Source organism: Streptomyces daliensis, from assembly GCF_054782395.1.
This window is the reverse complement of the sequence record NZ_BAAGSO010000017.1, coordinates 17,059-40,044: the sequence shown is the minus strand read 5'-3', so window position 1 is coordinate 40,044 and position 22,986 is coordinate 17,059. Positions and strand designations below refer to the sequence as shown.

The window sequence follows — 22,986 nt, the reverse complement described above, 5'->3', positions numbered from 1 at the left end:
TTACTTCTCCTTCTTGGCGCCGTAGCGGCTGCGAGCCTGCTTGCGGTTCTTGACGCCCTGCGTGTCGAGGGAGCCGCGGATGATCTTGTAGCGAACACCCGGCAGGTCCTTCACACGGCCACCACGCACGAGCACGATGGAGTGCTCCTGGAGGTTGTGACCCTCACCCGGAATGTAAGCGGTGACCTCGATCCCGCTGGTCAGACGCACACGCGCGACCTTACGCAGGGCCGAGTTCGGCTTCTTCGGGGTGGTCGTGAAAACACGCGTGCAGACGCCGCGACGCTGGGGCGATCCCTCAAGCGCGGGCGTCTTGTTCTTCTCGACCTTGTCCTGCCGGCCCTTGCGGACCAGCTGCTGGATCGTAGGCACCGTTTCTCCGGTTTCTGTGTGCCAGTCTCGGTAAAGCTAACCTGGGCCACTCCCGACCCACGCGGTCGGGTGTGTCGAAGGCCGCAACGTCCACCGTTTTTTGGGGAGTGCAGATTTCGGTCCGCCAGATCCGCTTACCGTGCGACTCAGCGCTTACGGAAGGGCAGGGCAGACCCCAGGCACAAGGTCAGAGCCTACCTACCGCCTCGCCCACGGTCAAAACAAGTATCTGGGCCGTCCGCTTCGACGGCTTCTCGAAGGCGTCTTCCCCGCTCACAGCACGAGAACCAGCAAGAGGAGCACGAACCCGAGCCACCCCATCGCGAGCCCCGTGACCGCGGAGCCATCCCCCCGCTCCCCCGAGCGACGGATCTCGGCCCGCGCCTTGTGCCCCAGGATGACCGCGGGCACCCCGCTCGCCCCGCACGTGAACGGGACCAGCAGCCCGCAGATGAGGGCGCCCGTGGAGGCCGCGTTCACAGGGCGCGGCGGCGGCCCGTAGCCCGGCCCGTAGCCGGGCGGCACCAGGCCGTGTCCCGGTACCCAGGAGGGCCCTGGAGCGGTCGCGGGATGCGCCACGGGAGGGCCGACGGGCCCTGGGCCCGGCCCGTGCGGGACGTCGCCGGTGAGCTGGTGCAGCTCCGCCAGCGTCCGGGCGGCCATGACGCGTCCCACCCGGTCGTCGTATTCGGGCTTCCTGAGACGCCCCTCCGCGTAGGCGGCCTTGAGCACGTCCGCGGCACGCTCCCTGTCCGCGTCACCGGCCAGCATGGGCACCACCCCCGCAGCCCATACTGCACAGAGGGCGGCCACCCCCGGTAGGGGTGACCGCCCTCTGTGTCAGACCCGGACCCTGGCGCGTCTACGCGACGCGCCCGGGCCGTCAGGCGTTGTACGGACCGTAGTCGTAGTCCTCCAGCGGGACCGCCTGCCCTGAACCGGTGCCGAAGGGCGAGTAGTCGATGTCGTCGTAACCGACGGCCGAGTACATCGCGGCCTTGGCCTCCTCGGTGGGCTCGACCCGGATGTTGCGGTAGCGGGACAGGCCCGTACCGGCCGGGATGAGCTTACCGATGATGACGTTCTCCTTGAGGCCGATCAGGGAGTCCGACTTGGCGTTGATCGCCGCGTCGGTCAGGACCCTGGTCGTCTCCTGGAAGGACGCCGCCGACAGCCACGACTCGGTGGCCAGCGAAGCCTTGGTGATACCCATGAGCTGCGGACGGCCGGAGGCCGGGTGGCCGCTCTCCGCCACGACCCGACGGTTCTCACTCTCGAACTTCGTGCGCTCCACCAGCTCGCCGGGCAGCAGCTCGGCGTCGCCCGACTCGATGATCGTCACACGGCGCAGCATCTGCCGGATGATGATCTCGATGTGCTTGTCGTGGATCGACACACCCTGCGAGTTGTAGACCTTCTGGACCTCGCCCACCAGGTGCACCTGCACCGCGCGCTGCCCGAGGATGCGCAGCACGTCGTGCGGGTTGGTGGCGCCCACCGTCAGCGCCTGGCCGACGGAGACGTGGTCGCCCTCGCCCACCAGCAGACGGGCGCGCTTGGAGACCGCGTACGACGTCTCGTCCGAGCCGTCGTCCGGGGTGACCACGAGCTTCTTGGTCTTTTCGGTCTCCTCGATACGGACCCGGCCAGCCGACTCCGAGATCGGCGCGACGCCCTTGGGCGTACGCGCCTCGAAGAGCTCGACGACACGCGGCAGACCCTGGGTGATGTCGTCACCGGCCACACCACCGGTGTGGAAGGTACGCATCGTGAGCTGGGTGCCGGGCTCACCGATGGACTGGGCCGCGATGATGCCGACGGCCTCGCCGATGTCCACCAGCTTGCCGGTGGCCAGCGAGCGCCCGTAGCACATGGCGCAGGTGCCGACGGCCGACTCGCAGGTGAGGACGGACCGCGTCTTGACGGTCTCGACGCCGTGCCGGACCAGCTCGTCGATGAGCACGTCGCCCAGGTCGGTACCGGCCGGGGCCAGCACCTTGCCGTCGACGACGATGTCCTCGGCGAGGCAGCGCGCGTACACGCTGGTCTCGGCGTCCTCCGCCTTGCGCAGCACGCCGTCGGCGCCCTTGGAGGCGATCGCCAGCTTGAGGCCGCGGTCGGTGCCGCAGTCCTCCTCGCGGATGATCACGTCCTGCGAGACGTCCACCAGACGACGGGTCAGGTAACCCGAGTCCGCGGTACGCAGCGCGGTGTCCGCGAGACCCTTACGGGCACCGTGCGTGGAGATGAAGTACTCCAGCACGGAGAGACCCTCACGGAACGACGCCTTGATGGGCCGCGGGATGGTCTCGTTCTTCGCGTTGGACACCAGACCACGCATACCCGCGATCTGACGCATCTGCATCATGTTCCCTCGGGCGCCCGAGTCGACCATCATGAAGATCGGGTTCGTCTTCGGGAAGTTCTCGTTCATGGCCTCGGAGACCTCATTGGTCGCCTTGGTCCAAATCGCGATCAGTTCCTGCGTGCGCTCGTCCTTGGTGATCAGACCGCGCTCGTACTGCTTCTGGACCTTCTCGTCCTGGGCCTCGTAACCGGCGATGATCTCCGGCTTCGCGTCCGGGACGACGACGTCCGAGATGGCGATGGTGACACCCGAGCGCGTCGCCCAGAAGTAACCGGCCGACTTCAGGTTGTCCAGCGCCGCGGCGACGGTGACCTTCGGGTAGCGCTCGGCCAGGTCGTTGACGATCTGGGAGAGCTGCTTCTTGCCGACGCTGTACTCGACGTACGGGTACTCCTCGGGCAGCAGCTCGTTGAAGAGCGCGCGGCCCAGGGTGGTGCGCAGCCGGAAGCTGTCACCGGGCTGCCACTCGGGCTCGCCCTCCTCCGGCACCGGCGGCGTCCAGCCGGCGGGCGGGGTGGAGCCGACCGGGAAGCGGATGTCGACCTTCGCCTGGAGCGACAGCTCCCCGGCGTCGAACGCCATGATCGCTTCGGCCGTGGAGTTGAACGACCGCCCGTCGCCGATGGTCTTGCGCTGCTCCTCGTCGGTGGTGAGGAAGAACAGGCCCAGCACCATGTCCTGGGTCGGCATGGTGACCGGACGGCCGTCGGCGGGCTTGAGGATGTTGTTCGAGGACAGCATCAGGATGCGGGCCTCTGCCTGGGCCTCAGCCGACAGCGGCAGGTGCACGGCCATCTGGTCACCGTCGAAGTCCGCGTTGAACGCGGTGCAGACGAGCGGGTGGATCTGAATGGCCTTGCCCTCGACGAGCTGCGGCTCGAACGCCTGGATGCCGAGGCGGTGCAGCGTCGGCGCACGGTTCAGCAGAACCGGGTGCTCGGCGATGACCTCTTCCAGCACGTCGTACACGACCGTACGGCCGCGCTCGACCATGCGCTTGGCGCTCTTGATGTTCTGCGCGTGGTTCAGGTCCACCAGTCGCTTCATCACGAACGGCTTGAACAGCTCCAGCGCCATGGCCTTCGGCAGACCGCACTGGTGCAGCTTGAGCTGCGGGCCGACGACGATGACGGAACGCGCCGAGTAGTCGACACGCTTACCGAGCAGGTTCTGCCGGAACCGGCCCTGCTTGCCCTTCAGCATGTCGCTGAGGGACTTCAGGGGACGATTGCCGGGGCCCGTGACCGGACGGCCGCGGCGGCCGTTGTCGAACAGCGCGTCGACGGCCTCCTGGAGCATCCGCTTCTCGTTGTTCACGATGATCTCGGGGGCACCGAGGTCGAGCAGACGCTTCAGACGGTTGTTGCGGTTGATCACACGGCGGTACAGGTCGTTCAGGTCGGAGGTCGCGAAGCGGCCACCGTCGAGCTGCACCATCGGACGCAGGTCCGGCGGGATCACCGGCACGCAGTCCAGCACCATGCCCTTGGGGCTGTTGCTGGTCTGGAGGAACGCGGAGACGACCTTGAGGCGCTTGAGCGCACGGGTCTTCTTCTGGCCCTTGCCGGTGCGGATGATCTCGCGGAGGCGCTCGGCCTCCTCGTCGAGGTCGAAGGTCTCCAGGCGCTTCTGGAGCGCGGCGGCGCCCATGGAACCGTCGAAGTAGGTCCCGAAGCGGTCGCGCAGCTCGCGGTAGAGCAGCTCGTCGCCCTCCAGGTCCTGCACCTTGAGGTTCTTGAAGCGGTTCCAGACCTCGTCCAGGCGGTCGATCTCGCGCTGGGCGCGGTCGCGGATCTGCTTCATCTCGCGCTCGGCGCCCTCGCGCACCTTGCGGCGCACGTCGGCCTTGGCGCCCTCGGCCTCCAGCTCGGCGAGGTCGCTCTCCTGCTTCTTGGCGCGCGCTTCGAGATCGGCGTCACGGCGCTGCTCGATCTGCTGACGCTCCACGCCGACGTGCGCCTCCAGGGAGGGCAGGTCGCGCGTGCGGCGCTCCTCGTCGACGTACGTGATCATGTACGCCGCGAAGTAGATGACCTTCTCCAGGTCCTTCGGGGCCAGGTCGAGCAGGTAGCCCAGGCGCGACGGGACGCCCTTGAAGTACCAGATGTGGGTGACGGGCGCGGCCAGTTCGATGTGGCCCATCCGCTCACGGCGCACCTTGGCGCGCGTGACCTCGACGCCGCAGCGCTCGCAGATGATGCCCTTGAAACGGACACGCTTGTACTTGCCGCAGTAGCACTCCCAGTCCCGGGTAGGACCGAAGATCTTCTCGCAGAAGAGTCCGTCCTTCTCGGGCTTGAGGGTGCGGTAGTTGATGGTCTCCGGCTTCTTGACCTCACCGTGCGACCACTGTCGGATGTCGTCCGCGGTGGCGAGGCCGATCCGCAGCTCGTCGAAGAAGTTGACGTCGAGCACTTGTCGTCAATCCCTCTTTCGGGGTTGTGCCCCTCGCGTTAGCGATAAATCGGGCGCTTCATCATGGTCTGAACGGGTCCGGGGAAAGCCGGCCGGAAGTGGTGAGAGATCCGGCCGGCCAGCCCGTCAGACCTCTTCGACGCTGCTCGGCTCGCGCCGGGACAGGTCGATACCGAGCTCCTCCGCCGCGCGGAAGACGTCCTCGTCGGTGTCGCGCATCTCGATGGACATGCCGTCCGAGGACAGCACCTCCACGTTGAGGCAGAGCGACTGCATTTCCTTGATGAGCACCTTGAAGGACTCGGGAATGCCCGGCTCAGGGATGTTCTCGCCCTTGACGATGGCTTCGTAGACCTTCACGCGGCCGGTCACGTCGTCGGACTTGATGGTGAGCAGCTCCTGGAGTGCGTACGCGGCGCCGTACGCCTCCAGGGCCCACACCTCCATCTCACCGAAGCGCTGGCCACCGAACTGGGCCTTACCACCCAGCGGCTGCTGGGTGATCATGCTGTACGGACCGGTCGAGCGGGCGTGGAGCTTGTCGTCGACCAGGTGGTGGAGCTTGAGGATGTACATGTACCCGACGGAGATCGGGTCCGGGAACGGCTCGCCGGAGCGGCCGTCGAAGAGCTGCGCCTTGCCGGACGGCTGGACCAGGCGGTCGCCGTCGCGGTTCGGGACCGTGGCCTGGAAGAGGCCGGCGATCTCGTCCTCGCGCGCACCGTCGAAGACCGGGGTCGCGACGTTGGTGCCGGGCTGGACCTCGTCCGCGCCGATCTCCGCGAGCCGCTGCGCCCACTCTTCGTCGATGCCCTCGACGTTCCAGCCGCGGCTGGCGAGCCAGCCGAGGTGGATCTCCAGGACCTGGCCCGGGTTCATCCGGGACGGGACACCGAGGGGGTTGAGGATGATGTCGACCGGGGTGCCGTCCTCCAGGAACGGCATGTCCTCGACCGGCAGGATCTTCGAGATGACGCCCTTGTTGCCGTGACGCCCTGCGAGCTTGTCACCGTCGGTGATCTTGCGCTTCTGCGCGACGTAGACGCGGACGAGCTGGTTCACGCCCGGGGGCAGCTCGTCGCCCTCCTCGCGGTCGAAGACGCGGACGCCGATGACCTTGCCGGTCTCGCCGTGCGGCACCTTGAGCGAGGTGTCACGGACCTCACGGGCCTTCTCACCGAAGATCGCGCGCAGCAGGCGCTCCTCGGGGGTCAGCTCGGTCTCGCCCTTGGGCGTGACCTTGCCGACGAGGATGTCGCCCGCCTCGACCTCGGCGCCGATGCGGATGATGCCGCGCTCGTCGAGATCGGCGAGGACCTCTTCGGAGACGTTCGGGATGTCCCGGGTGATCTCCTCCGGGCCGAGCTTGGTGTCACGGGCGTCGACCTCGTGCTCCTCGATGTGGATCGAGGAGAGGACGTCGTCCTGGACCAGCCGCTGGCTGAGGATGATCGCGTCTTCGTAGTTGTAGCCCTCCCACGGCATGAAGGCCACGAGCAGGTTCTTGCCGAGCGCCATCTCACCTTCGTCGGTGGACGGGCCGTCGGCCAGCACCTGGCCCTCGATGACGCGGGCGCCCTCGTCCACGAGCACCTTCTGGTTGAAGGAGGTGCCCTGGTTGGAGCGGGTGAACTTGGCGATGCGGTACGTGGTGTAGGTGCCGTCGTCGTTGGCCACCGTGACGTAGTCGGCGGAGACCTCCTGGACGACACCTTCCTTCTCGGCCTTGATGACGTCACCGGCGTCGACCGCGCAGCGGTACTCCATGCCGGTGCCGACGAGCGGCGACTCGGCCTTGATGAGCGGCACGGCCTGGCGCATCATGTTCGAGCCCATGAGCGCGCGGTTGGCGTCGTCGTGCTCCAGGAAGGGGATCATCGCGGTGGCGACGGACACCATCTGGCGCGGCGAGACGTCCATGTAGTCCACGTCGTCGCCCGGAATGAGGTCGACCTCGCCGCCACGGCGGCGGATCAGCACCCGGTCCTCGGCGAAGCGCATGTCCTCGGTGAGGGGCGCGTTCGCCTGGGCGATCACGAAGCGGTCTTCCTCGTCGGCCGTGAGGTAGTCCACGTCGTCCGTGACGGTGCCCTCGATGACCTTGCGGTACGGGGTCTCGACGAAGCCGAAGGCGTTGACGCGGCCGTAGGAGGCGAGCGAGCCGATCAGGCCGATGTTCGGGCCTTCGGGCGTCTCGATCGGGCACATGCGGCCGTAGTGCGAGGGGTGCACGTCACGGACCTCGAAGCCCGCGCGCTCACGGCTCAGACCACCCGGGCCCAGCGCCGAGAGGCGGCGCTTGTGGGTGAGACCCGAGATCGGGTTCGTCTGGTCCATGAACTGCGAGAGCTGGCTGGTCCCGAAGAACTCCTTGATGGAGGCGACGACCGGCCGGATGTTGATCAGGGTCTGCGGCGTGATCGCCTCGACGTCCTGCGTGGTCATCCGCTCGCGGACGACGCGCTCCATACGGGCCAGACCGGTGCGGACCTGGTTCTGGATCAGCTCGCCGACGTTGCGGAGGCGACGGTTGCCGAAGTGGTCGATGTCGTCGGTCTCGATGACGATCGTGTCGCCCTCGGCGGACTGCGACTCGGTCTCGCCCGCGTGCAGCTTCACCAGGTACTTGATCGTCGCGATGATGTCGGCGTTGGTGAGCACGCCGGAGTCCAGCGGCTCGTCACCGCCGAGCTTCTTGTTGATCTTGTACCGGCCGACCTTGGCGAGGTCGTAGCGCTTCGGGTTGAAGTAGAGGTTCTCCAGCAGCGTCTGCGCGGCCTCGCGGGTCGGGGGCTCGCCCGGACGCAGCTTGCGGTAGATGTCGAGCAGCGCGTCGTCCTGGCCCTGGGTGTGGTCCTTCTCCAGGGTGGCGCGCATGGACTCGTACTGGCCGAACTCCTCAAGGATCTGCTCGTTCGTCCAGCCGAGCGCCTTGAGCAGGACGGTGACCGACTGCTTGCGCTTGCGGTCGATGCGGACACCGACCATGTCGCGCTTGTCGATCTCCATCTCCAGCCAGGCACCCCGGGACGGGATGATCTTGGCGGAGTAGATGTCCTTGTCGGACGTCTTGTCGATGGAGGAGTCGAAATAGACACCCGGCGAGCGGACGAGCTGCGAGACGACGACACGCTCGGTGCCGTTGATCACGAAGGTGCCCTTGTTGGTCATGAGCGGGAAGTCGCCCATGAAGACCGTCTGGGACTTGATCTCGCCGGTCTCGTTGTTGGTGAACTCGGCGGTGACGAAGAGCGGGGCGGCGAACGTGAAGTCGCGCTCCTTGCACTCGTCGATCGAGTTCTTGGGGGGCTCGAAGCGGTGATCGCGGAACGTCAGGGACATCGACCCGGAGAAGTCCTCGATCGGGGAGATCTCCTCGAAGATCTCCTCCAGACCGGACTTCGTGGGGACGTCCTGTCCACTCTCCAGCGCAGCCTCGACGCGCGACTTCCAGGCGTCGTTGCCGAGGAGCCAGTCAAAGCTCTCGGTCTGGAGCGCAAGGAGATTCGGAACCTCAAGGGGCTCCCTGATCTTTGCAAAAGAGATACGCAGCGGTGCGGTGCTGGCGCCGTTGTTCGAATTGGCAGTCGAGGCAGTGCGCGAGGCGGCCAAGAGGGGGTCCTTCCGAGGGCTCGGACTCTCTACGCGCATACCGGTGCCCCTGGTGACGGGCAGGGAGCAGCTAACAGGCAGCGCAAAGGGTCAGTGTAGCCACAAGGCACACTGATGTCCAGAGCGGATTTCCGGGGACCGGGTCAAGCCCCAGTCCCCGCCTCTGGCCGGGTGGCAATCGCTCCTCCGGGAGGTCCGTTCCCCTTGTTGTTCTTCTGCGCCGCTTCCGCTCCGGCGGCCTCGGATCGCCGGGTCGGATTCTGCTTGCCGCAACACTTCCCGCTCCGCGCCCGATCCATGCCTCGGATCCACCCCGGATCCACCTCGGATCCCGGATCGGTGTGACGACGCGTCCCGAGAATTGCGCGCTGCGTGCCGTTCGTCAAGGCCCCCAGGGCAACGAAGATCACCATACCTGCCCGTCCCCCGCGAGGGGCGCAACCGTGGCTGCGACGCCAAAGGGCGACCACCCATACGGGTGATCGCCCTTCGTTGCCGGGTCATCGGACCCGGTGAGTCAGAGACTCAGGGTCACTTGACCTCGACGGAGGCGCCGGCGCCCTCGAGGGACTCCTTGGCCTTGTCGGCGGCGTCCTTGGCGACCTTCTCGAGGACCGGCTTCGGGGTGCCGTCCACGAGCTCCTTGGCCTCCTTGAGACCCAGGGAGGTCAGCTCACGCACGACCTTGATGACCTGGATCTTCTTGTCGCCGGCGCCGGTGAGGATGACGTCGAACTCGTCCTGCTCCTCGACGGCCTCGGCGGCGGCGCCGCCACCACCCGGGGCTGCGACGACGGCGGCGGCGGGGGCCGCGGCCTCGACGTCGAACTTCTCCTCGAACTTCTTGACGAAGTCGGAGAGCTCGATGAGGGTCATGTCCGCGAACTGCTCCAGCAGCTCGTCCTGGCTGAGCTTCGCCATGATGGCGGTCCTTCCACTAAGTCGGCTGGTGCCGGGTGTACATGTCGGCGGGCTTTCGGGCCCGCGGACCGAGTGCGAACTGCGTTACTCGGCCTCGGCGGGAGCCGAAGTCTCGGCACCGCCCTGCTCGACCTTGCTGCGAAGCGCGTCCGCGGTGCGGGCGAACTTCGTGAGCGGAGCCTCGAAGGTCGCCGCGGCCTTGGCCATGGACGCCTTCATGCCACCGGCCAGCTTGGAGAGCAGCACCTCGCGGGACTCGAGGTCCGCGAGCTTCTTCAGGTCGTCGGCGCTGTACCGCGCGCCGTCGACGATGCCGCCCTTGATCTCAAGAGCGGGGTTCTCCTTGGCGAAGTCACGGAGACCCTTCGCCGCCGTGACCGGGTCACCGGTCACAAAGGCGACGGCAGACGAGCCCGAGAAGAACTCGTCGAGCTCGCTGATCCCGGCCTCATTGGCCGCGATCTTGGTCAGCGTGTTCTTCACCACACGGTACTGAGCGTTCTCACCGAGCGAGCGGCGCAGCGTCTTGAGCTGAGCCACGGAAAGCCCGGTGTACGCGGTGACCACTGCGGCGTTGGAGTTACGGAACCGGTCCGTGATCTCCTCAACGGCATCAATCTTGTCAGGTGCGACCTGCTCTCGCGCCATGAGCCTCGGCCTCCTTCCGGGTGATGAGGACCGCTCGGAAGGGGCTGGACAAACGAAACGCCCCAGCGCAGGCGCATGGGGCGTAGCTCGACCGGAACGCGCGTGCATGGCGCACGCGTACCAGGAGTGCTTCCTCATTCACCTGCGCGGGCCGTCCGCAGCTAGCGGATCCTTCGGTCGAAGCGCTCTCTGAGCGAGCACGACGACGACCAGCGGTCTTTGGCTTCTCGTCGAGAGTACGCGAGGGGTACCGGAAGCACCAAATCGGGTCCTCATGCCCGTCGCCTACGGGGATCATGCGGCGGCGATGCCGAAGGGCCGGGTCCCGCTCTCCTGGGAGGGAGAAGCGGAACCCGGCCCCTACGTGGCACGTGACGCGCCGCACGCGGTCAGAGGCGACCTCAGACGGCGGCGGGGTCCTCCTCGGTGAGGAGGTTGCGGGTGCGGTTGCCGTCCAGCGGGATGCCGGGGCCCATCGTGGTGGTGATGGCGGCCTTCTTGATGTACCGGCCCTTCGCCGCGGACGGCTTCAGACGGTTGATCTCCTCAAGGGCAGCGGCGTAGTTCTCGACGAGCTGCTTCTCGTCGAAGGACACCTTGCCGATGATGAAGTGGAGGTTCGCGTGCTTGTCGACGCGGAACTCGATCTTGCCGCCCTTGATCTCGGTGACGGCCTTGGCGACGTCCGGGGTGACGGTGCCGGTCTTCGGGTTCGGCATCAGACCACGCGGACCGAGCACGCGGCCGAGGCGGCCGACCTTGCCCATGAGGTCCGGGGTGGCGACGACGGCGTCGAAGTCCAGACGCCCCTTGGCGACCTCCTCGATCAGCTCGTCGGAGCCGACGATGTCGGCCCCGGCGGCTTCCGCTGCCGCTGCACGGTCACCGGTCGCGAAGACCAGGACCCGGGCGGTCTTGCCGGTGCCGTGCGGCAGGTTCACGGTGCCGCGGACCATCTGGTCGGCCTTGCGCGGGTCGACGCCCAGGCGCATGGCGACCTCGACGGTCGCGTCGAACTTGGCTGCGGAGGTCTCCTTGGCGAGCCGCACGGCCTCCAGCGGCGGGTACTGCCGCGTCCGGTCGATCTTGGCGTCCGCGTTGCGGAGGGACTTGCTGCGCTTCACTTCTGCTCCTGGCAGTAGTCCTCGCGGCTCTCGGGCCGCGAGACGGTTACGGAGTCGTGGTGTACGGGCCAGCGCCTGGCCCTTCCACGGCGGTGCGGGGTGACGCTGGGGCTCAGCCCTCGACGGTGACGCCCATGGAACGGGCGGTACCGGCGATGATCTTCTCGGCCTGGTCCAGATCGTTCGCGTTGAGGTCGGGCATCTTGGTGGTGGCGATCTCACGCACCTGGTCGCGGGTGATCTTCGCGACCTTGTTCACGTGCGGCTCGCCGGAGCCCTTCTCGACGCCTGCGGCCTTCAGGATCATCTTGGAGGCCGGCGGGGTCTTGGTGATGAAGGTGAAGGAGCGGTCTTCGTAGACCGTGATCTCCACCGGGATGACCCAGCCGCGCTGCGACTCCGTCGCGGCGTTGTAGGCCTTGCAGAACTCCATGATGTTGACGCCGTGCTGACCCAGCGCCGGGCCGACCGGCGGAGCCGGGTTGGCGGCACCGGCCTGGATCTGGAGCTTGATCAGCCCCGCGACCTTCTTCTTCTTGGGAGGCATGCTCTCTCCGGGTCCTAGTGAGAGGTGATTCGTCCTCCATCCCTCATTCGGGTGGAGGCATACCGCACCACGATAGCCCGTACCGTGGCAGGCTCTGAAACCGAGCAGGTCAGACCGGCCCCAAGGGCCCGTCTGACCTGTCGGAAGTCTTTACGCCGCTCGGCCTCGCGCCTTTACGCCGACCGGCCGAGAAGCGGAAGAACGGTCAGTTCTTCTGGATCTGGTCGAAGCTCAGCTCGACCGGAGTCTCGCGGCCGAAGATCTCGACGAGGCCCTTGACCTTCTTCGAGTCGGCGTTGATCTCGTTGATCGTGGCCTGGAGCGTCGCGAACGGGCCGTCCGTGACCGTGACCGAGTCGCCGACCTCGAAGTCCAGCACCTGGACCTCGACCTTGCGGCCGCCGCCACCGGCGGGCTTGCCCTCCTCGTCGGCCGTGGCGGCCTTCGCGGCCTTCTCCTCGGCCTCGGGGGCGAGCATCTTGACGATCTCGTCCAGCGTCAGCGGGTACGGGTCGTAGGCGTTGCCGACGAAACCGGTGACGCCCGGGGTGTTGCGGACGACGCCCCACGACTCGTTCGTCAGGTCCATGCGGACGAGCACGTAACCGGGGAGCTTGTTCTGGCGGACGGTGCGGCGGTCGCCGTTCTTGATCTGGACGACCTCTTCCTGCGGCACCTCGGCCTGGAAGATGTAGTCCTCGACGTTGAGCGACACGGCACGCTGTTCGAGGTTCGTCTTCACGCGGTTCTCGTAACCCGCGTAGGTGTGGATCACGTACCACTCGCCGGGGAGGTGACGCAGCTCGTCGCGGAGCGCGGTGACGGGGTCGACCGGCTCCTCCTCGGGCTCCTCGTCATCCTCGGCCGCGGCCTCCACGGTGTCCTCGACCTCGGTGTCCTCGGCGGTCTCCGCGATCTCGTCGGTCTCGACGTGGAGAGCGGCCTCCTCGGCGGGCTCGCCCGCGGCGGCGTCGGCAGCTTCCGCCTGGTCGACGCTGTCCGCTGCCTCGACGATGTCGCGCGCGGTGTCGTCACCCTCTGCGGGCTCGACTGCGTCGTTCAGGTTCGGGTCAGACACGGTGGCTGCTTCTTCCTGGCTTCAAGGGGTCGAACGTGCGGAAACGACCGCGGGGCGCGCGGCCTCCGCGGGCGGTCAGCCGAAGACGTACTTGACGAGTTCGGTGAACCCATAGTCAATCACGGTCACCAGTCCGATGACGATGACGACAAAGACGATCACCACTGAGGTGTACGTCGAGAGCTGGTGCCGCGTCGGCCAGACGACCTTGCGGAGCTCGGCGACGATCTGGCGGTAGAAGAGCGCGAGACGGGCCAGAGGCCCCTTCTTTCCGCGCTTCCCGCCCCGTCGCGGCTTCTTGCCTTCCGACGACCCTCCGGGTTCGGGGACCTCGGTGGTATCCGTGATCTCCGTCACTCGTCCTCACCTGATCCGGGTCGTGTGCCCTGCGGCGTCCGGCCCGGCCGCACGGCGGTGCAATTCAGTACGTACGCAAGCACACACCATGGTGAAGATGTGTGTAGCAGGGCCGGAGGGACTCGAACCCCCAACCGCTGGTTTTGGAGACCAGTGCTCTACCAATTGAGCTACGACCCTTTGTGATGTTCTTCAACAACCTACCGCATCCGCGCGGCTCCGCGGCGTGCCCGGCGCAAGCGCCGCATGGTCGGTGAAGGCCAACGACGTAGGAGTGTACGTGCTCCGGCGCGCAGCGTCGAACAGGATCCCGCGCGGCCCGCTCCCGCACGGGCCCGGGGCTCGGCTCCGGCGCGGGCCCCGGGCCTCGGCAAACCCCCGTGCCGCGCCGCCGCGCGGTCTGGGACTATGCCTCTATGACCGCTGCGACTCCTCCTGCACAGCCCCCGACAGAACGACGCGTATCGGCCCGTATCGGGTCGATCTCCGAGTCCGCGACGCTCGCCGTCGACGCCAAGGCCAAGGCTCTCAAGGCCGCCGGGCGCCCGGTGATCGGCTTCGGCGCGGGTGAGCCGGACTTCCCGACGCCCGACTACATCGTGGAAGCGGCGGTCGAGGCGTGCCGCGATCCCAAGTTCCACCGCTACACCCCGGCGGGGGGCCTGCCCGAACTGAAGTCCGCCATCGCCGCGAAGACGCTCCGTGACTCCGGTTACGAGGTCAAGGCGTCCCAGATCCTGGTGACGAACGGCGGCAAGCAGGCCATCTACGAGGCGTTCGCCGCGATCCTCGACCCGGGCGACGAGGTCATCGTGCCCGCGCCCTACTGGACCACCTACCCCGAGTCGATCCGCCTCGCCGGTGGCGTCCCGGTGCCCGTCGTCGCCGACGAGACGACGGGCTACCGCGTCTCCGTCGAGCAGTTGGAGGCGGCCCGCACCGAGCGCACCAAGGTGCTCGTCTTCGTCTCGCCCTCCAACCCGACGGGCGCCGTCTACTCCCGCGAGCAGGTGGAGGCCGTCGGCCGCTGGGCCGTCGAGAACGGCCTGTGGGTGCTCACGGACGAGATCTACGAGCACCTGGTCTACGGGGACGCGGAGTTCAGCTCGCTGCCCGTGGTCGTGCCGGAGCTGCGCGACAAGTGCGTGGTCGTCAACGGCGTCGCCAAGACATACGCGATGACCGGCTGGCGCGTGGGCTGGGTCATCGCCCCGCAGGACGTGATCAAGGCCGCGACGAACCTCCAGTCGCACGCCACGTCCAACGTGAGCAACGTCGCCCAGGCCGCCGCCATCGCGGCCGTCTCCGGTGACCTGGACGCGGTCGCGAAGATGCGCGAGGCGTTCGACCGCCGCCGCCGCACCATCGTGCGGATGCTGAACGAGATCGACGGCGTGGAGTGCCCCGAGCCCGAGGGCGCGTTCTACGCGTACCCGGCCGTGAAGGGCCTGCTGGGCAAGGAGATCCGTGGCAAGCGGCCCGCTTCCAGCGTGGAGCTGGCCGAGCTGATCCTGGAGGAGGCCGAGGTCGCGGTCGTGCCGGGCGAGGCGTTCGGCACCCCGGGCTATCTGCGGCTGTCCTACGCGCTGGGCGACGAGGACCTGGCCGAGGGCGTCTCGCGGATGCAGAAGCTGCTGGGCGAGGCGCGCGACTGACGCGTCACCGCACGCACGCACCCCGCGACGGGCGGCGCGTACGCCGGTGACACGGTGTGCGCGCCGCCCGTTTCCGTGTTCGGGGCGCGCACGTTCAGGGAACCGGCTACCGGCGGCCGGGGGCCATGCGGCAAGATCTCTGGATGGAGAGTGTGCGTGCCCACGGCGGAACCGCCGAACGAGACCTCCGCAGGCTGCCGAAGGCTCATCTGCATCTGCACTTCACCGGATCGATGCGGCCCGGCACCCTGCTGGAGCTGGCCGACAAGTACGGCGTCCATCTGCCCGAGGCCCTGAGCGGCGGCGAGCCCCCGAGACTCCGCGCCACGGACGAGCGCGGCTGGTTCCGGTTCCAGCGGCTGTACGACATCGCCCGCTCCTGTCTGCGGGCGCCCGAGGACATCCAGCGGCTGGTGCGCGAGGCCGCGGAGGAGGACGTCAGGGACGGGTCGCGCTGGCTGGAGATCCAGGTCGACCCGACGTCGTACGCGCCCCGCCTGGGCGGTCTGTCACCGGCGCTGGAGATCATCCTCGACGCCGTGGAGACCGCGCAGCGCGAGACGGGGCTGGGGATGCGGGTGCTGGTGGCGGCGAACCGGATGAAGCATCCGCTGGACGCGCGCACGCTGGCGCGGCTCGCGGTGCGCTACCGGGACCGCGGCATCGTCGGCTTCGGGCTGTCCAACGACGAACGGCGCGGCTTCGCGCGCGACTTCGACCGCGCCTTCGCCATCGCGCGCGAGGGCGGGCTGCTGGCGGCGCCGCACGGCGGCGAGCTGTCGGGCCCGTCCAGCGTCCGCGACTGCCTGGACGACCTGCGCGCGGGGCGCGTCGGGCACGGGGTGCGCGCCGCCGAGGACCCGTGGCTGCTGTCGCGGCTGGCCGAACGGGGCGTCACCTGCGAGGTGTGCCCCGCGTCGAACGTCGCGCTGGGCGTCTACGAGAAGCCCGAGGACGTGCCCCTGCGGGTGCTGTGGGACGCGGGCGTCCCGATGGCGCTGGGTGCCGACGACCCGCTGCTGTTCGGGTCGCGGCTGGCGGCGCAGTACGAGCTGGCGCGGGAGGCGCACGGGTTCACCGACGCGGAACTGGCCGAGCTGGCGCGGCAGTCCGTGCGCGGGGCTTCCATGCCGGAGGGGGTGCGGGACGGGGTGCTCGCGGACATCGACGGCTGGCTGGCGACCGACGGCTGACGGCTGACGGCTGACGGTCCTGACGCATGGCGGGCTCCGGTCCGGCGTCCGTCCCCGTACCAGTGGTCACGCCTCCGGGGCGATACCCGCGAGCAGGGCCCTGACCGTCCCCGAGGCGAAGGCTTCCAGCGCCTCGGGGGACGGGTCGCCCGGATCGAAGTCCCTGAGGAAGGCGCGCTGCGCGCAGGCGCCCAGCAGCAGCCTGGCAGCGGCTTCCGGATCGGCGTCCGCGCGGATGCGGCCCGCCTCGCGCTCGCTGCGCAGATAGGCGGCGAGCGCTTCGAGGGGCACGTGCGGGCCCGCGCCGAGTTCGCGCATGGCCGCGTAGTGCCGCTCCTTGAGGCGGGGTTCGGCGTAGAGGGAGGCGGCGATCGGCACGCTGCGCTCGTAGAAGAGCGCGGCCTGACGCGCGGTCTCCGTGAGGTTCTCCTCGACGGTGCGGCCCCGCGCGTGGGGCGCCGCGTTCAGCTCGTCGAGCAGGGGGTTGAGCCGGGGCAGCCGCTCGCGCAGCACGTGGACGAAGAGGTCCTCCTTGCTGGAGAAGTGCTTGTAGAGGGCCGCCTCCGAACAGTCCGCCTCGCGGGCGATCTCCTTGGTCGTGGCGCGGGCGAGGCCGATGGTGCGCATCAGTTGCTCGGCCGCGTCGAGAATGCGGGCGCGCGTTGACTTCCGGGTGGGCATTCACTCACTGTATTGGGTGAGTGAATACTTACCTACCTGTCGGCGCCGGAGAGGGCGCGGGACGCGGAAGAGGAGAGGGCCATCATGCGCATCACGGTCTTCGGCGCGACGGGCGGTACGGGCGTGCAGCTCGTCCTCCAGGCGCTGGACGCGGGGCACGAGGTCACCGCCGTCGTACGGGATCCGGGCCGGCTGGCCGTGAGCCACGAGCGGCTGGAGGTGATCACCGCGGACGTGACGGACGCGGAGTCGCTGGTGCCCACGCTGGAGGGGCGCGAGGCGGCGCTGTCGGGCCTCGGCTCGCCCCACAACAAGGGTGCGGGGATCGCCTCGAAGGGCACGCGGGCGATCCTGCGCGCCCTGGAGCAGGCGGGGGTCAGCCGGTACATCGCGGTGAGCGCGGCGCCGGTCGGCCCGGCGCCCGAGGGCGAGGGGCCGCTGTACCGCAAGGTCATGCTGCCGCTGGTGCGGCGGGCCTTCCGGGACGTCTACGCCGACCTCGCGGTGATGGAGGAGGAGATCTTCGCGAGCGCCGCAGAGTGGACGGTCGTACGACCGCCCCGGCTCACCGACGCCCCGCGGACGGAGCGCTACCGGCGCACCCTCGGCGGCGCCGTCTCGGGCGGGCACCACATACCGCGCTCGGACCTGGCGCACGCGATGCTCGCGATGCTGGGGGACGCGGCGACCGTGAAGCAGGTGGTGGGGGTCGCCATCTGACGTCAGCCCGCCTGAGCGGGCACGCGCGGGCGGCTCAGAGCGAGCAGCCGACCGTCACCGGTTCGTTGACGAGCGTCACGCCGAACGCCTCGTACACCCCGTCCCGCACCTCGCGGGCGAGCGCGAGCAGATCGGCTGTGGTGGCGTCGCCCCTGTTGGTGAGCGCGAGGGTGTGCTTGCTGGAGATGCGGGCCGGGCCGCTGCCGTAGCCCTTGGTGAAGCCCGCCTTGTCGATGAGCCAGGCGGCCGAGGTCTTCGTGCGCCCCTCCCCCGCGGGGAAGGCGGGCGCCGCCACGTCGGCGCCGAGCCGTTCCGCGACGCGCTCGGTGAAGGCGGCGAAGTCGGCCTCGTCCAGGACGGGGTTGGTGAAGAAGGACCCCGCTGACCAGGTGTCGTGGTCCTCGGGGTCGAGCACCATGCCCTTGCCGGCGCGCAGCTTCAGCACGGTCTCGCGCGCGGTCGCTGCGGCCACCCGTTCGCCGGGCTCGACGCCCAGGACCCGCGCGGTCTCCGCGTACTTGAGGGGCGCCGAGAGCCCGCCCGCGTCCTCCAGCAGGAAGCGGACCCGCAGCACTACGTAGCGCGAGGGGTCGGCCTTGAAGCGGCTGTGCCGGTAGGAGAAGCCGCACTCCGCGTTGGGGAGGGTGACGGTCTCGCGGGCGCGGCGGTCGTAGGCGACGACCTCGGTGATGGTGGAGGAGACCTCCTGCCCGTAGGCGCCCACGTTCTGGACCGGGGTCGCGCCCGCGCTGCCGGGGATGCCCGCCAGGCACTCGATCCCGGCGAGGCCCGCCTCGACGGTACGGGCGACCGCGTCCGACCAGTTCTCGCCCGCGGCGAGTTCCAGGTGCTCGCCCGAGAGCGTGAAGCCGGAGGTGGCGATGCGCACGGCCGTGCCCGTGAAGCCCTCGTCGGCGATGACGAGGTTGCTGCCGCCGCCGATGAGCAGCAGCGGCGTACCGGCGTCGTCGGCCTCCTGGACCGCCGCGACCACCTCGTCGTCGGTGGTGGCGGTGATCAGGCGGGCGGCCGGGCCGCCGAGCCGGAAGGTGGTCAGGGGGGCGAGGGGGGCTTCGTGGAGTTCCTGCACGCGCTCAAGCGTACGAGAGTGATCCGGGTGCCGGCGCCGAGGCCACCGGCGCCACGCCCCGCGTCCTCGCGCCCGGGACGGTTCCGGCTGGACGGTTCCGACCGGGCGGTTCAGGCGAGCCGGTTCAGGCGAGCCGGACCACCGCGCGGGACATGCCCAGCACCTTCTGGCCCGCGCTCATGACGGTCAGGTCGACGCGGACGGTGCGCGCCTCGTCGTCCAGCTTGGCCGCGACCTTCGCGCCGACCTCGATGACCGCGCCCTCGCCGTCGTCGGGGACGACCACGGGCTTGGTGAAGCGCACCCCGTACTCCACGACGGCGGCCGGGTCACCGGCCCAGTCCGTGACGACGCGTGCCGCCTCGGCCATGGTGAACATGCCGTGCGCGATCACGTCCGGCAGTCCGACCTCCTTGGCGAACCGTTCGTTCCAGTGGATCGGGTTGAAGTCGCCCGAGGCGCCCGCGTAGCGCACGAGGGCCGCCCGGTCCACGGGGAAGCTCTGGGAGGGCAGCTCGGTGCCGACCTCGACGTCGGAGTAGGCGATCTTCGCTGTCATCTTCGTCACGCTCCCTCTGCCGCGGGCTGCGTCGCGGGCTCCGCCGCGCGGGCCACCAGCTTGGTCCAGGCGGTCACCACGTGTTCGCCCTCGGCGTCGTGGACCTCGCCGCGGATGTCCAGGACGTCGTTGCCCGCGAGGGACTTGATCGACTCGATGGTCGACTCGACGGTGAGCCTGTCCCCAGCCCGTACGGGCCGGGTGTAGGCGAACTTCTGGTCCCCGTGCACGACGCGGGTGTAGTCCAGCCCGAGCTGCGGGTCCTCGATGACCTGGCCCGCCGCCGTGTAGGTGATGGCGAAGACGAAGGTCGGCGGGGCGATCACGTCGTCGTGGCCCAGGGCACGGGCGGCGTCCGGATCGGTGTAGGCGGGATTGGCGTCACCGATGGCCTCGGCGAATTCGCGGATCTTCTCGCGGCCCACTTCGTACGAGCGGGCGGGCGGATAGTTCCGCCCGACGAAGGACTGGTCGAGCGCCATGTACGCGGCACCTCCTGCGGCCGTGAATTGCGGAGAAGCGGAGAGCGGGGAGCGCGGGGCACGGAACGAACGGGCCACGCAATACGACGAGGCCACCCCCGAGTTCGGGGATGGCCTCGCAGAAGAGACTTTGTCAGCGCGTCTCGCGGTGCGCGGTGTGCGAGTTGCAGCGCGGGCAGTGCTTCTTCATCTCAAGACGGTCCGGGTTGTTACGCCGGTTCTTCTTGGTGATGTAGTTCCGCTCCTTGCACTCCACGCAGGCCAGCGTGATCTTCGGGCGGACGTCTGTGGCAGCCACGTGAGTGCTCCTTGACGAACGGACAGGTTCAACACAGAAAGAGTAGCCGATCGGAGGGACGAGCCCACAACCGGCTACTGTCGGTGAAGTAGCGGTGACCGGACTTGAACCGGTGACACAGCGATTATGAGCCGCTTGCTCTACCGACTGAGCTACACCGCCATGATGTGGCGGCTCCCACCGGACGGCGGGAGACCTCTCACATCAGAGCCCCAAAACGGAATCGAACCGTTGACCTTCTCCTTACCATGGAGACGCTCTGCCGACTGAGCTATTGGGGCGAGCGATGAAGACATTACACGCTTGGCCGCCGAAGATGAAATCGGTATCGGAGGGTCACGCGGGTGTCCCCGTACCCGCGCCTCAAGTGCCTCCCGCACCACACCAGTACGACTATTCGGCTCCTCCTCGCCGGTGCCCCGCGCGGGTCCTACCCTCGTCACACGCTGCGTGATCTTGCTGTGATCTTCAGGGGCACACGCCGGGCCCCGAACCGTCCCACCGAGCGCCGGGGAGTCCGATGGCCGACAGCCAGCCGCAGGAGCCGAGGGATTCCGGTCCGGAAGCCCGCCACGAGCCGGAGCACCGCGAATCCCCCGCGGCCCCCGCTTCCGCTTCCGTCCCCACCCCCTCCGCTTCCGCCTCCGACGCGCCCGCGCCCGAGCCGCCGCACGCGCTCCTGCTGAGCGGGGCCCGGCTGGCCGACGGGCGCACCGTCGACGTACGCCTCGGAGGCGGGCGCATCGAGGCGGTCGGCACGGCGGGCAGCCTCGCGCCCGGACGGCTGCCGCCCGGCGGCGCCCGCGTCGACCTCTCCGGCTATCTGCTGCTCCCCGCGCCCGCCGAGCCGCACGCGCACTACGACACCGCGCTCACCGCCGACTCCCCCGGCTCGGCCGGACCCCCGCGCAGCGCGCCCGAGGACGTCAGACGGCGTACGACCGAGGCCGCGCTCCTCCAGCTCGGCCACGGCGCGACCGCGCTGCGCACCCACACACGCATCGGCGACGTGGCCGGGCTGCGCTCGCTGGAGGCGGTGCTGCTGACCCGTCGCACGCTGCGGGGGCTGTGCGAGCTGACGACTGTCGCCGTGCCGCGCCTGCTCACGGGGGTCGCGGGCGCCGACGGGCTCGCGATGCTGCGGGACGCGGTGAAGATGGGCGCGACGGTCGTCGGAGGCTGCCCGGACCTGGACCCCGACCCCGGCGGCTACGTGGAAGCGGTGCTGGACGTGGCAGCCGAGCACGGCTGCGCCGTCGATCTGCACACGGACGGGGGCGATCCCGCGCGCCTGTCCCGGCTGGCGGCGGCGGCGGGCGGGCTCAGGCCCGGCGTCACCATCGGCCCCTGCGGCGGGCTCGGCGGCCTCCCGTACGAGACGGCGGCACGCACGGCCGACCAGTTGGCGGCGGCGGGCGTCACCGTCGTCTGCCTGCCGCAGGGCAACTGCCGCGTGCTGGAGCGCCCTTCGCCCTCCGCGCCCTCTTCGCCCTCGCGCGTCGCGCCCGTACGGCTGCTGTCCGCCGCCGGGGTCGCGGTCGCCGCGGGCAGCGGGGCGCTGCGCGACGCCGCGAACCCGGTCGGCAGGGGCGACCCGCTGGAGGCCGCCTACCTCCTCGCCTCCCACGGCGAGGCGGCCCCGGCGGCGGCCTACGAGACGGTCGCGGCGCGGGCCCGGAAGGCGATGGGCCTGCCCGAGGTGCGCGTCGAGGCGGGCTTCCCCGCCGAGCTGCTGGCCGTACGGGGCACGGAGATCGCGGGGATGCTCTCGCTCGCGTACAGCCGGGTCGTCATCCACCGGGGGCGCGTGGTCTCGCGTACGAGTGCGGTGCGCGAGTTCTGCGACTTCGCCGCGCCGGGCGGGCTCGGGCTGCCGCGGCAGTCACAGGGCTGACGGGCGGTCAGGCGTCTGGATTTGGGGGCGGCGGGGGCGGGCGGGGCGCAGTGGAGTGAGGGTGGGGGCGGGGTGCCGTGACGGGCGCGCGGGGAGGCGTACGGTCGGGAGTATGCGCACAGTCATCGCTGGTGGACACGGTCAGATCGCACTTCGGCTGGAGCGGTTGCTCGCCGGGCGCGGGGACGAGGTAGCGGGCATCATCCGCAGGCCGGAGCAGGCGGGCGAGCTGCTCGCGGCGGGTGCGGAACCCGTGGTCTGCGACCTGGAGTCGGCCTCCGTCGAGGAGGTCGCCAAGCACCTGGAGGGCGCCGACGGTGCCGTCTTCGCCGCGGGCGCGGGGCCCGGCAGCGGCGCCGCGCGCAAGGAGACCGTCGACAGGGACGCGGCGCTCCTGTTCGCGGACGCGGCCGAGCGTGCCGGTGTACGGCGCTTCCTGGTCGTCTCGTCCATGAACGCGGACGCCTCCCTCACCGAGCCGCCCGCCGGGATGGACCCCGTCTTCGCGGCGTACCTGCGCGCCAAGGGCGCGGCGGACGATGCCGTACGCGCGCGGGACACCCTCGACTGGACGGTCCTGCGCCCCGGCCGCCTCACGGACGACCCGGGCACGGGGCTGGTGTCCCTCGCGGAGCACACGGGGCGCGACGAGGTGACCCGTGACGACGTCGCTGCGGTGCTGGCGGGGCTGCTCGATGAGCCGGGTACGGCGGGGATGACGCTGGAGCTGATCGGGGGCGAGACGCGGGTCGCGGACGCGGTCGCGCGGGTGGCCCGGGGGTGAGGGGCCCCTTCGCGGGGTGGTTGCGCGGGACGGTTCGCCGGTGAGGTGGGTGCCGTAGGGTCCCGCGCTGATTTTTGTGCTGCGTCACGGGGGTGCTGCGCGTGAGGCGGGGCGCCGTTTTGCGGGTGCGGGCCGGTGGCTTCGGCGCGGCGTGTGGTTGCGGTGCGATGCGGCTGGCGCCGCGTGAT

20 protein-coding genes and 3 tRNA genes are annotated in these 22,986 nt (G+C 69.5%); 5 read left to right on the top strand and 18 right to left on the bottom strand.

The window, feature by feature from the left end:
• From rpsL to ACYVOO_RS05005, 11 genes are all read right to left on the bottom strand, one after another.
• Nucleotides 1-372 carry a 30S ribosomal protein S12 gene (rpsL, locus tag ACYVOO_RS05055; RefSeq protein ID WP_003948652.1) on the bottom strand — a complete coding sequence of 124 codons (372 nt, stop codon included), beginning with the start codon at nt 370-372 and terminating at the stop codon, nt 1-3.
• Between the two features lie 273 nt (nt 373-645).
• The gene (locus ACYVOO_RS05050) at nt 646-1,143 is read right to left on the bottom strand and encodes a DUF1707 and DUF4190 domain-containing protein (RefSeq protein ID WP_461014419.1); all 498 of its coding nucleotides are present in this window, start codon (nt 1,141-1,143) and stop codon (nt 646-648) included.
• A gap of 112 nt (nt 1,144-1,255) precedes the next feature.
• On the bottom strand, nt 1,256-5,155 hold the full coding sequence (locus ACYVOO_RS05045; RefSeq protein WP_453346804.1) for a DNA-directed RNA polymerase subunit beta': 3,900 nt from the start codon (nt 5,153-5,155) through the stop codon (nt 1,256-1,258).
• A 126-nt stretch (nt 5,156-5,281) separates the two neighbouring features.
• Nucleotides 5,282-8,767: a DNA-directed RNA polymerase subunit beta gene (rpoB, locus tag ACYVOO_RS05040; RefSeq protein WP_453346805.1), complete on the bottom strand. Its 3,486-nt coding sequence runs from the start codon at nt 8,765-8,767 to the stop codon at nt 5,282-5,284.
• 531 nt (nt 8,768-9,298) lie between these two features.
• Nucleotides 9,299-9,688, bottom strand: a complete 390-nt coding sequence (gene rplL / locus ACYVOO_RS05035; RefSeq protein WP_453346806.1) for a 50S ribosomal protein L7/L12 — start codon at nt 9,686-9,688, stop codon at nt 9,299-9,301.
• An 84-nt stretch (nt 9,689-9,772) separates the two neighbouring features.
• The gene (gene rplJ, locus ACYVOO_RS05030) at nt 9,773-10,336 is read right to left on the bottom strand and encodes a 50S ribosomal protein L10 (protein WP_461014418.1); all 564 of its coding nucleotides are present in this window, start codon (nt 10,334-10,336) and stop codon (nt 9,773-9,775) included.
• Between the two features lie 401 nt (nt 10,337-10,737).
• On the bottom strand, nt 10,738-11,460 hold the full coding sequence (gene rplA / locus ACYVOO_RS05025) for a 50S ribosomal protein L1 (protein ID WP_453346808.1): 723 nt from the start codon (nt 11,458-11,460) through the stop codon (nt 10,738-10,740).
• A 112-nt stretch (nt 11,461-11,572) separates the two neighbouring features.
• Complete coding sequence (gene rplK / locus ACYVOO_RS05020; protein ID WP_453346809.1) at nt 11,573-12,007, bottom strand: 50S ribosomal protein L11; 435 nt, start codon at nt 12,005-12,007, stop codon at nt 11,573-11,575.
• A 205-nt stretch (nt 12,008-12,212) separates the two neighbouring features.
• Nucleotides 12,213-13,085: a transcription termination/antitermination protein NusG gene (gene nusG / locus ACYVOO_RS05015; protein WP_453346810.1), complete on the bottom strand. Its 873-nt coding sequence runs from the start codon at nt 13,083-13,085 to the stop codon at nt 12,213-12,215.
• Between the two features lie 75 nt (nt 13,086-13,160).
• Entirely contained in the window at nt 13,161-13,442 is a 282-nt protein-coding gene (secE, locus tag ACYVOO_RS05010; RefSeq protein WP_453346811.1) for a preprotein translocase subunit SecE, read from the bottom strand.
• Between the two features lie 107 nt (nt 13,443-13,549).
• Nucleotides 13,550-13,622: transfer RNA gene (locus tag ACYVOO_RS05005), tRNA-Trp, on the bottom strand.
• Nucleotides 13,623-13,858: 236 nt separating this feature from the next.
• Between ACYVOO_RS05005 and ACYVOO_RS05000 the strand changes: the two genes are divergently transcribed.
• Nucleotides 13,859-15,097 carry a pyridoxal phosphate-dependent aminotransferase gene (locus ACYVOO_RS05000; RefSeq protein WP_461014417.1) on the top strand — a complete coding sequence of 413 codons (1,239 nt, stop codon included), beginning with the start codon at nt 13,859-13,861 and terminating at the stop codon, nt 15,095-15,097.
• A gap of 143 nt (nt 15,098-15,240) precedes the next feature.
• Nucleotides 15,241-16,290, top strand: coding sequence for an adenosine deaminase (locus tag ACYVOO_RS04995; RefSeq protein ID WP_461014416.1), 1,050 nt, complete (start codon nt 15,241-15,243; stop codon nt 16,288-16,290).
• Nucleotides 16,291-16,356: 66 nt separating this feature from the next.
• Here ACYVOO_RS04995 and ACYVOO_RS04990 read toward each other — a convergent pair whose 3' ends face one another.
• Nucleotides 16,357-16,971 (bottom strand): TetR/AcrR family transcriptional regulator, encoded by a 615-nt coding sequence (locus tag ACYVOO_RS04990; protein ID WP_461014415.1) that lies wholly within the window; start codon nt 16,969-16,971, stop codon nt 16,357-16,359.
• A gap of 84 nt (nt 16,972-17,055) precedes the next feature.
• Here ACYVOO_RS04990 and ACYVOO_RS04985 point away from each other — a divergent pair, with 84 nt between their 5' ends.
• Nucleotides 17,056-17,691, top strand: a complete 636-nt coding sequence (locus ACYVOO_RS04985; protein ID WP_461014414.1) for an NAD(P)-dependent oxidoreductase — start codon at nt 17,056-17,058, stop codon at nt 17,689-17,691.
• Nucleotides 17,692-17,725: 34 nt separating this feature from the next.
• On the opposite strand, the gene ACYVOO_RS04980 is transcribed toward ACYVOO_RS04985, so the two are convergent.
• The 6 genes from ACYVOO_RS04980 to ACYVOO_RS04955 form a co-directional block, all read right to left on the bottom strand.
• Nucleotides 17,726-18,781, bottom strand: coding sequence for a UDP-N-acetylmuramate dehydrogenase (locus ACYVOO_RS04980; RefSeq protein ID WP_461014413.1), 1,056 nt, complete (start codon nt 18,779-18,781; stop codon nt 17,726-17,728).
• A gap of 124 nt (nt 18,782-18,905) precedes the next feature.
• Complete coding sequence (locus ACYVOO_RS04975; protein WP_453346817.1) at nt 18,906-19,340, bottom strand: MaoC family dehydratase; 435 nt, start codon at nt 19,338-19,340, stop codon at nt 18,906-18,908.
• Between the two features lie 5 nt (nt 19,341-19,345).
• Nucleotides 19,346-19,822, bottom strand: a complete 477-nt coding sequence (locus ACYVOO_RS04970; protein ID WP_461014412.1) for an FAS1-like dehydratase domain-containing protein — start codon at nt 19,820-19,822, stop codon at nt 19,346-19,348.
• 133 nt (nt 19,823-19,955) lie between these two features.
• Nucleotides 19,956-20,120 (bottom strand): 50S ribosomal protein L33, encoded by a 165-nt coding sequence (gene rpmG, locus ACYVOO_RS04965; RefSeq protein ID WP_003956487.1) that lies wholly within the window; start codon nt 20,118-20,120, stop codon nt 19,956-19,958.
• A gap of 89 nt (nt 20,121-20,209) precedes the next feature.
• Nucleotides 20,210-20,282, bottom strand: a tRNA-Met gene (locus ACYVOO_RS04960).
• A 46-nt stretch (nt 20,283-20,328) separates the two neighbouring features.
• A tRNA-Thr gene (locus ACYVOO_RS04955) sits at nt 20,329-20,401 on the bottom strand.
• Nucleotides 20,402-20,640: 239 nt separating this feature from the next.
• Between ACYVOO_RS04955 and ACYVOO_RS04950 the strand changes: the two genes are divergently transcribed.
• Nucleotides 20,641-22,014 (top strand): amidohydrolase family protein, encoded by a 1,374-nt coding sequence (locus tag ACYVOO_RS04950; protein ID WP_461014411.1) that lies wholly within the window; start codon nt 20,641-20,643, stop codon nt 22,012-22,014.
• A 112-nt stretch (nt 22,015-22,126) separates the two neighbouring features.
• Nucleotides 22,127-22,798, top strand: a complete 672-nt coding sequence (locus tag ACYVOO_RS04945) for an NAD(P)H-binding protein (protein ID WP_461014410.1) — start codon at nt 22,127-22,129, stop codon at nt 22,796-22,798.
• The last annotated feature ends 188 nt before the right edge of the window (nt 22,799-22,986 follow it).

What these genes read in the sequence shown, in the direction of transcription:
- ACYVOO_RS05050 (WP_461014419.1), bottom strand. Translation starts at nt 1,143, where the DNA reads ATGCTGGCCGGTGACGCGGACAGGGAGCGTGCCGCGGACGTGCTCAAG.
- rplL (WP_453346806.1), bottom strand. Translation starts at nt 9,688, where the DNA reads ATGGCGAAGCTCAGCCAGGACGAGCTGCTGGAGCAGTTCGCGGACATG.
- rplJ (WP_461014418.1), bottom strand. Translation starts at nt 10,336, where the DNA reads ATGGCGCGAGAGCAGGTCGCACCTGACAAGATTGATGCCGTTGAGGAG.
- rplK (WP_453346809.1), bottom strand. Translation starts at nt 12,007, where the DNA reads ATGCCTCCCAAGAAGAAGAAGGTCGCGGGGCTGATCAAGCTCCAGATC.
- ACYVOO_RS05000 (WP_461014417.1), top strand. Translation starts at nt 13,859, where the DNA reads ATGACCGCTGCGACTCCTCCTGCACAGCCCCCGACAGAACGACGCGTA.
- ACYVOO_RS04995 (WP_461014416.1), top strand. Translation starts at nt 15,241, where the DNA reads ATGGAGAGTGTGCGTGCCCACGGCGGAACCGCCGAACGAGACCTCCGC.
- ACYVOO_RS04990 (WP_461014415.1), bottom strand. Translation starts at nt 16,971, where the DNA reads ATGCCCACCCGGAAGTCAACGCGCGCCCGCATTCTCGACGCGGCCGAG.
- ACYVOO_RS04985 (WP_461014414.1), top strand. Translation starts at nt 17,056, where the DNA reads ATGCGCATCACGGTCTTCGGCGCGACGGGCGGTACGGGCGTGCAGCTC.
- ACYVOO_RS04975 (WP_453346817.1), bottom strand. Translation starts at nt 19,340, where the DNA reads ATGACAGCGAAGATCGCCTACTCCGACGTCGAGGTCGGCACCGAGCTG.
- ACYVOO_RS04970 (WP_461014412.1), bottom strand. Translation starts at nt 19,822, where the DNA reads ATGGCGCTCGACCAGTCCTTCGTCGGGCGGAACTATCCGCCCGCCCGC.
- ACYVOO_RS04950 (WP_461014411.1), top strand. Translation starts at nt 20,641, where the DNA reads ATGGCCGACAGCCAGCCGCAGGAGCCGAGGGATTCCGGTCCGGAAGCC.
- ACYVOO_RS04945 (WP_461014410.1), top strand. Translation starts at nt 22,127, where the DNA reads ATGCGCACAGTCATCGCTGGTGGACACGGTCAGATCGCACTTCGGCTG.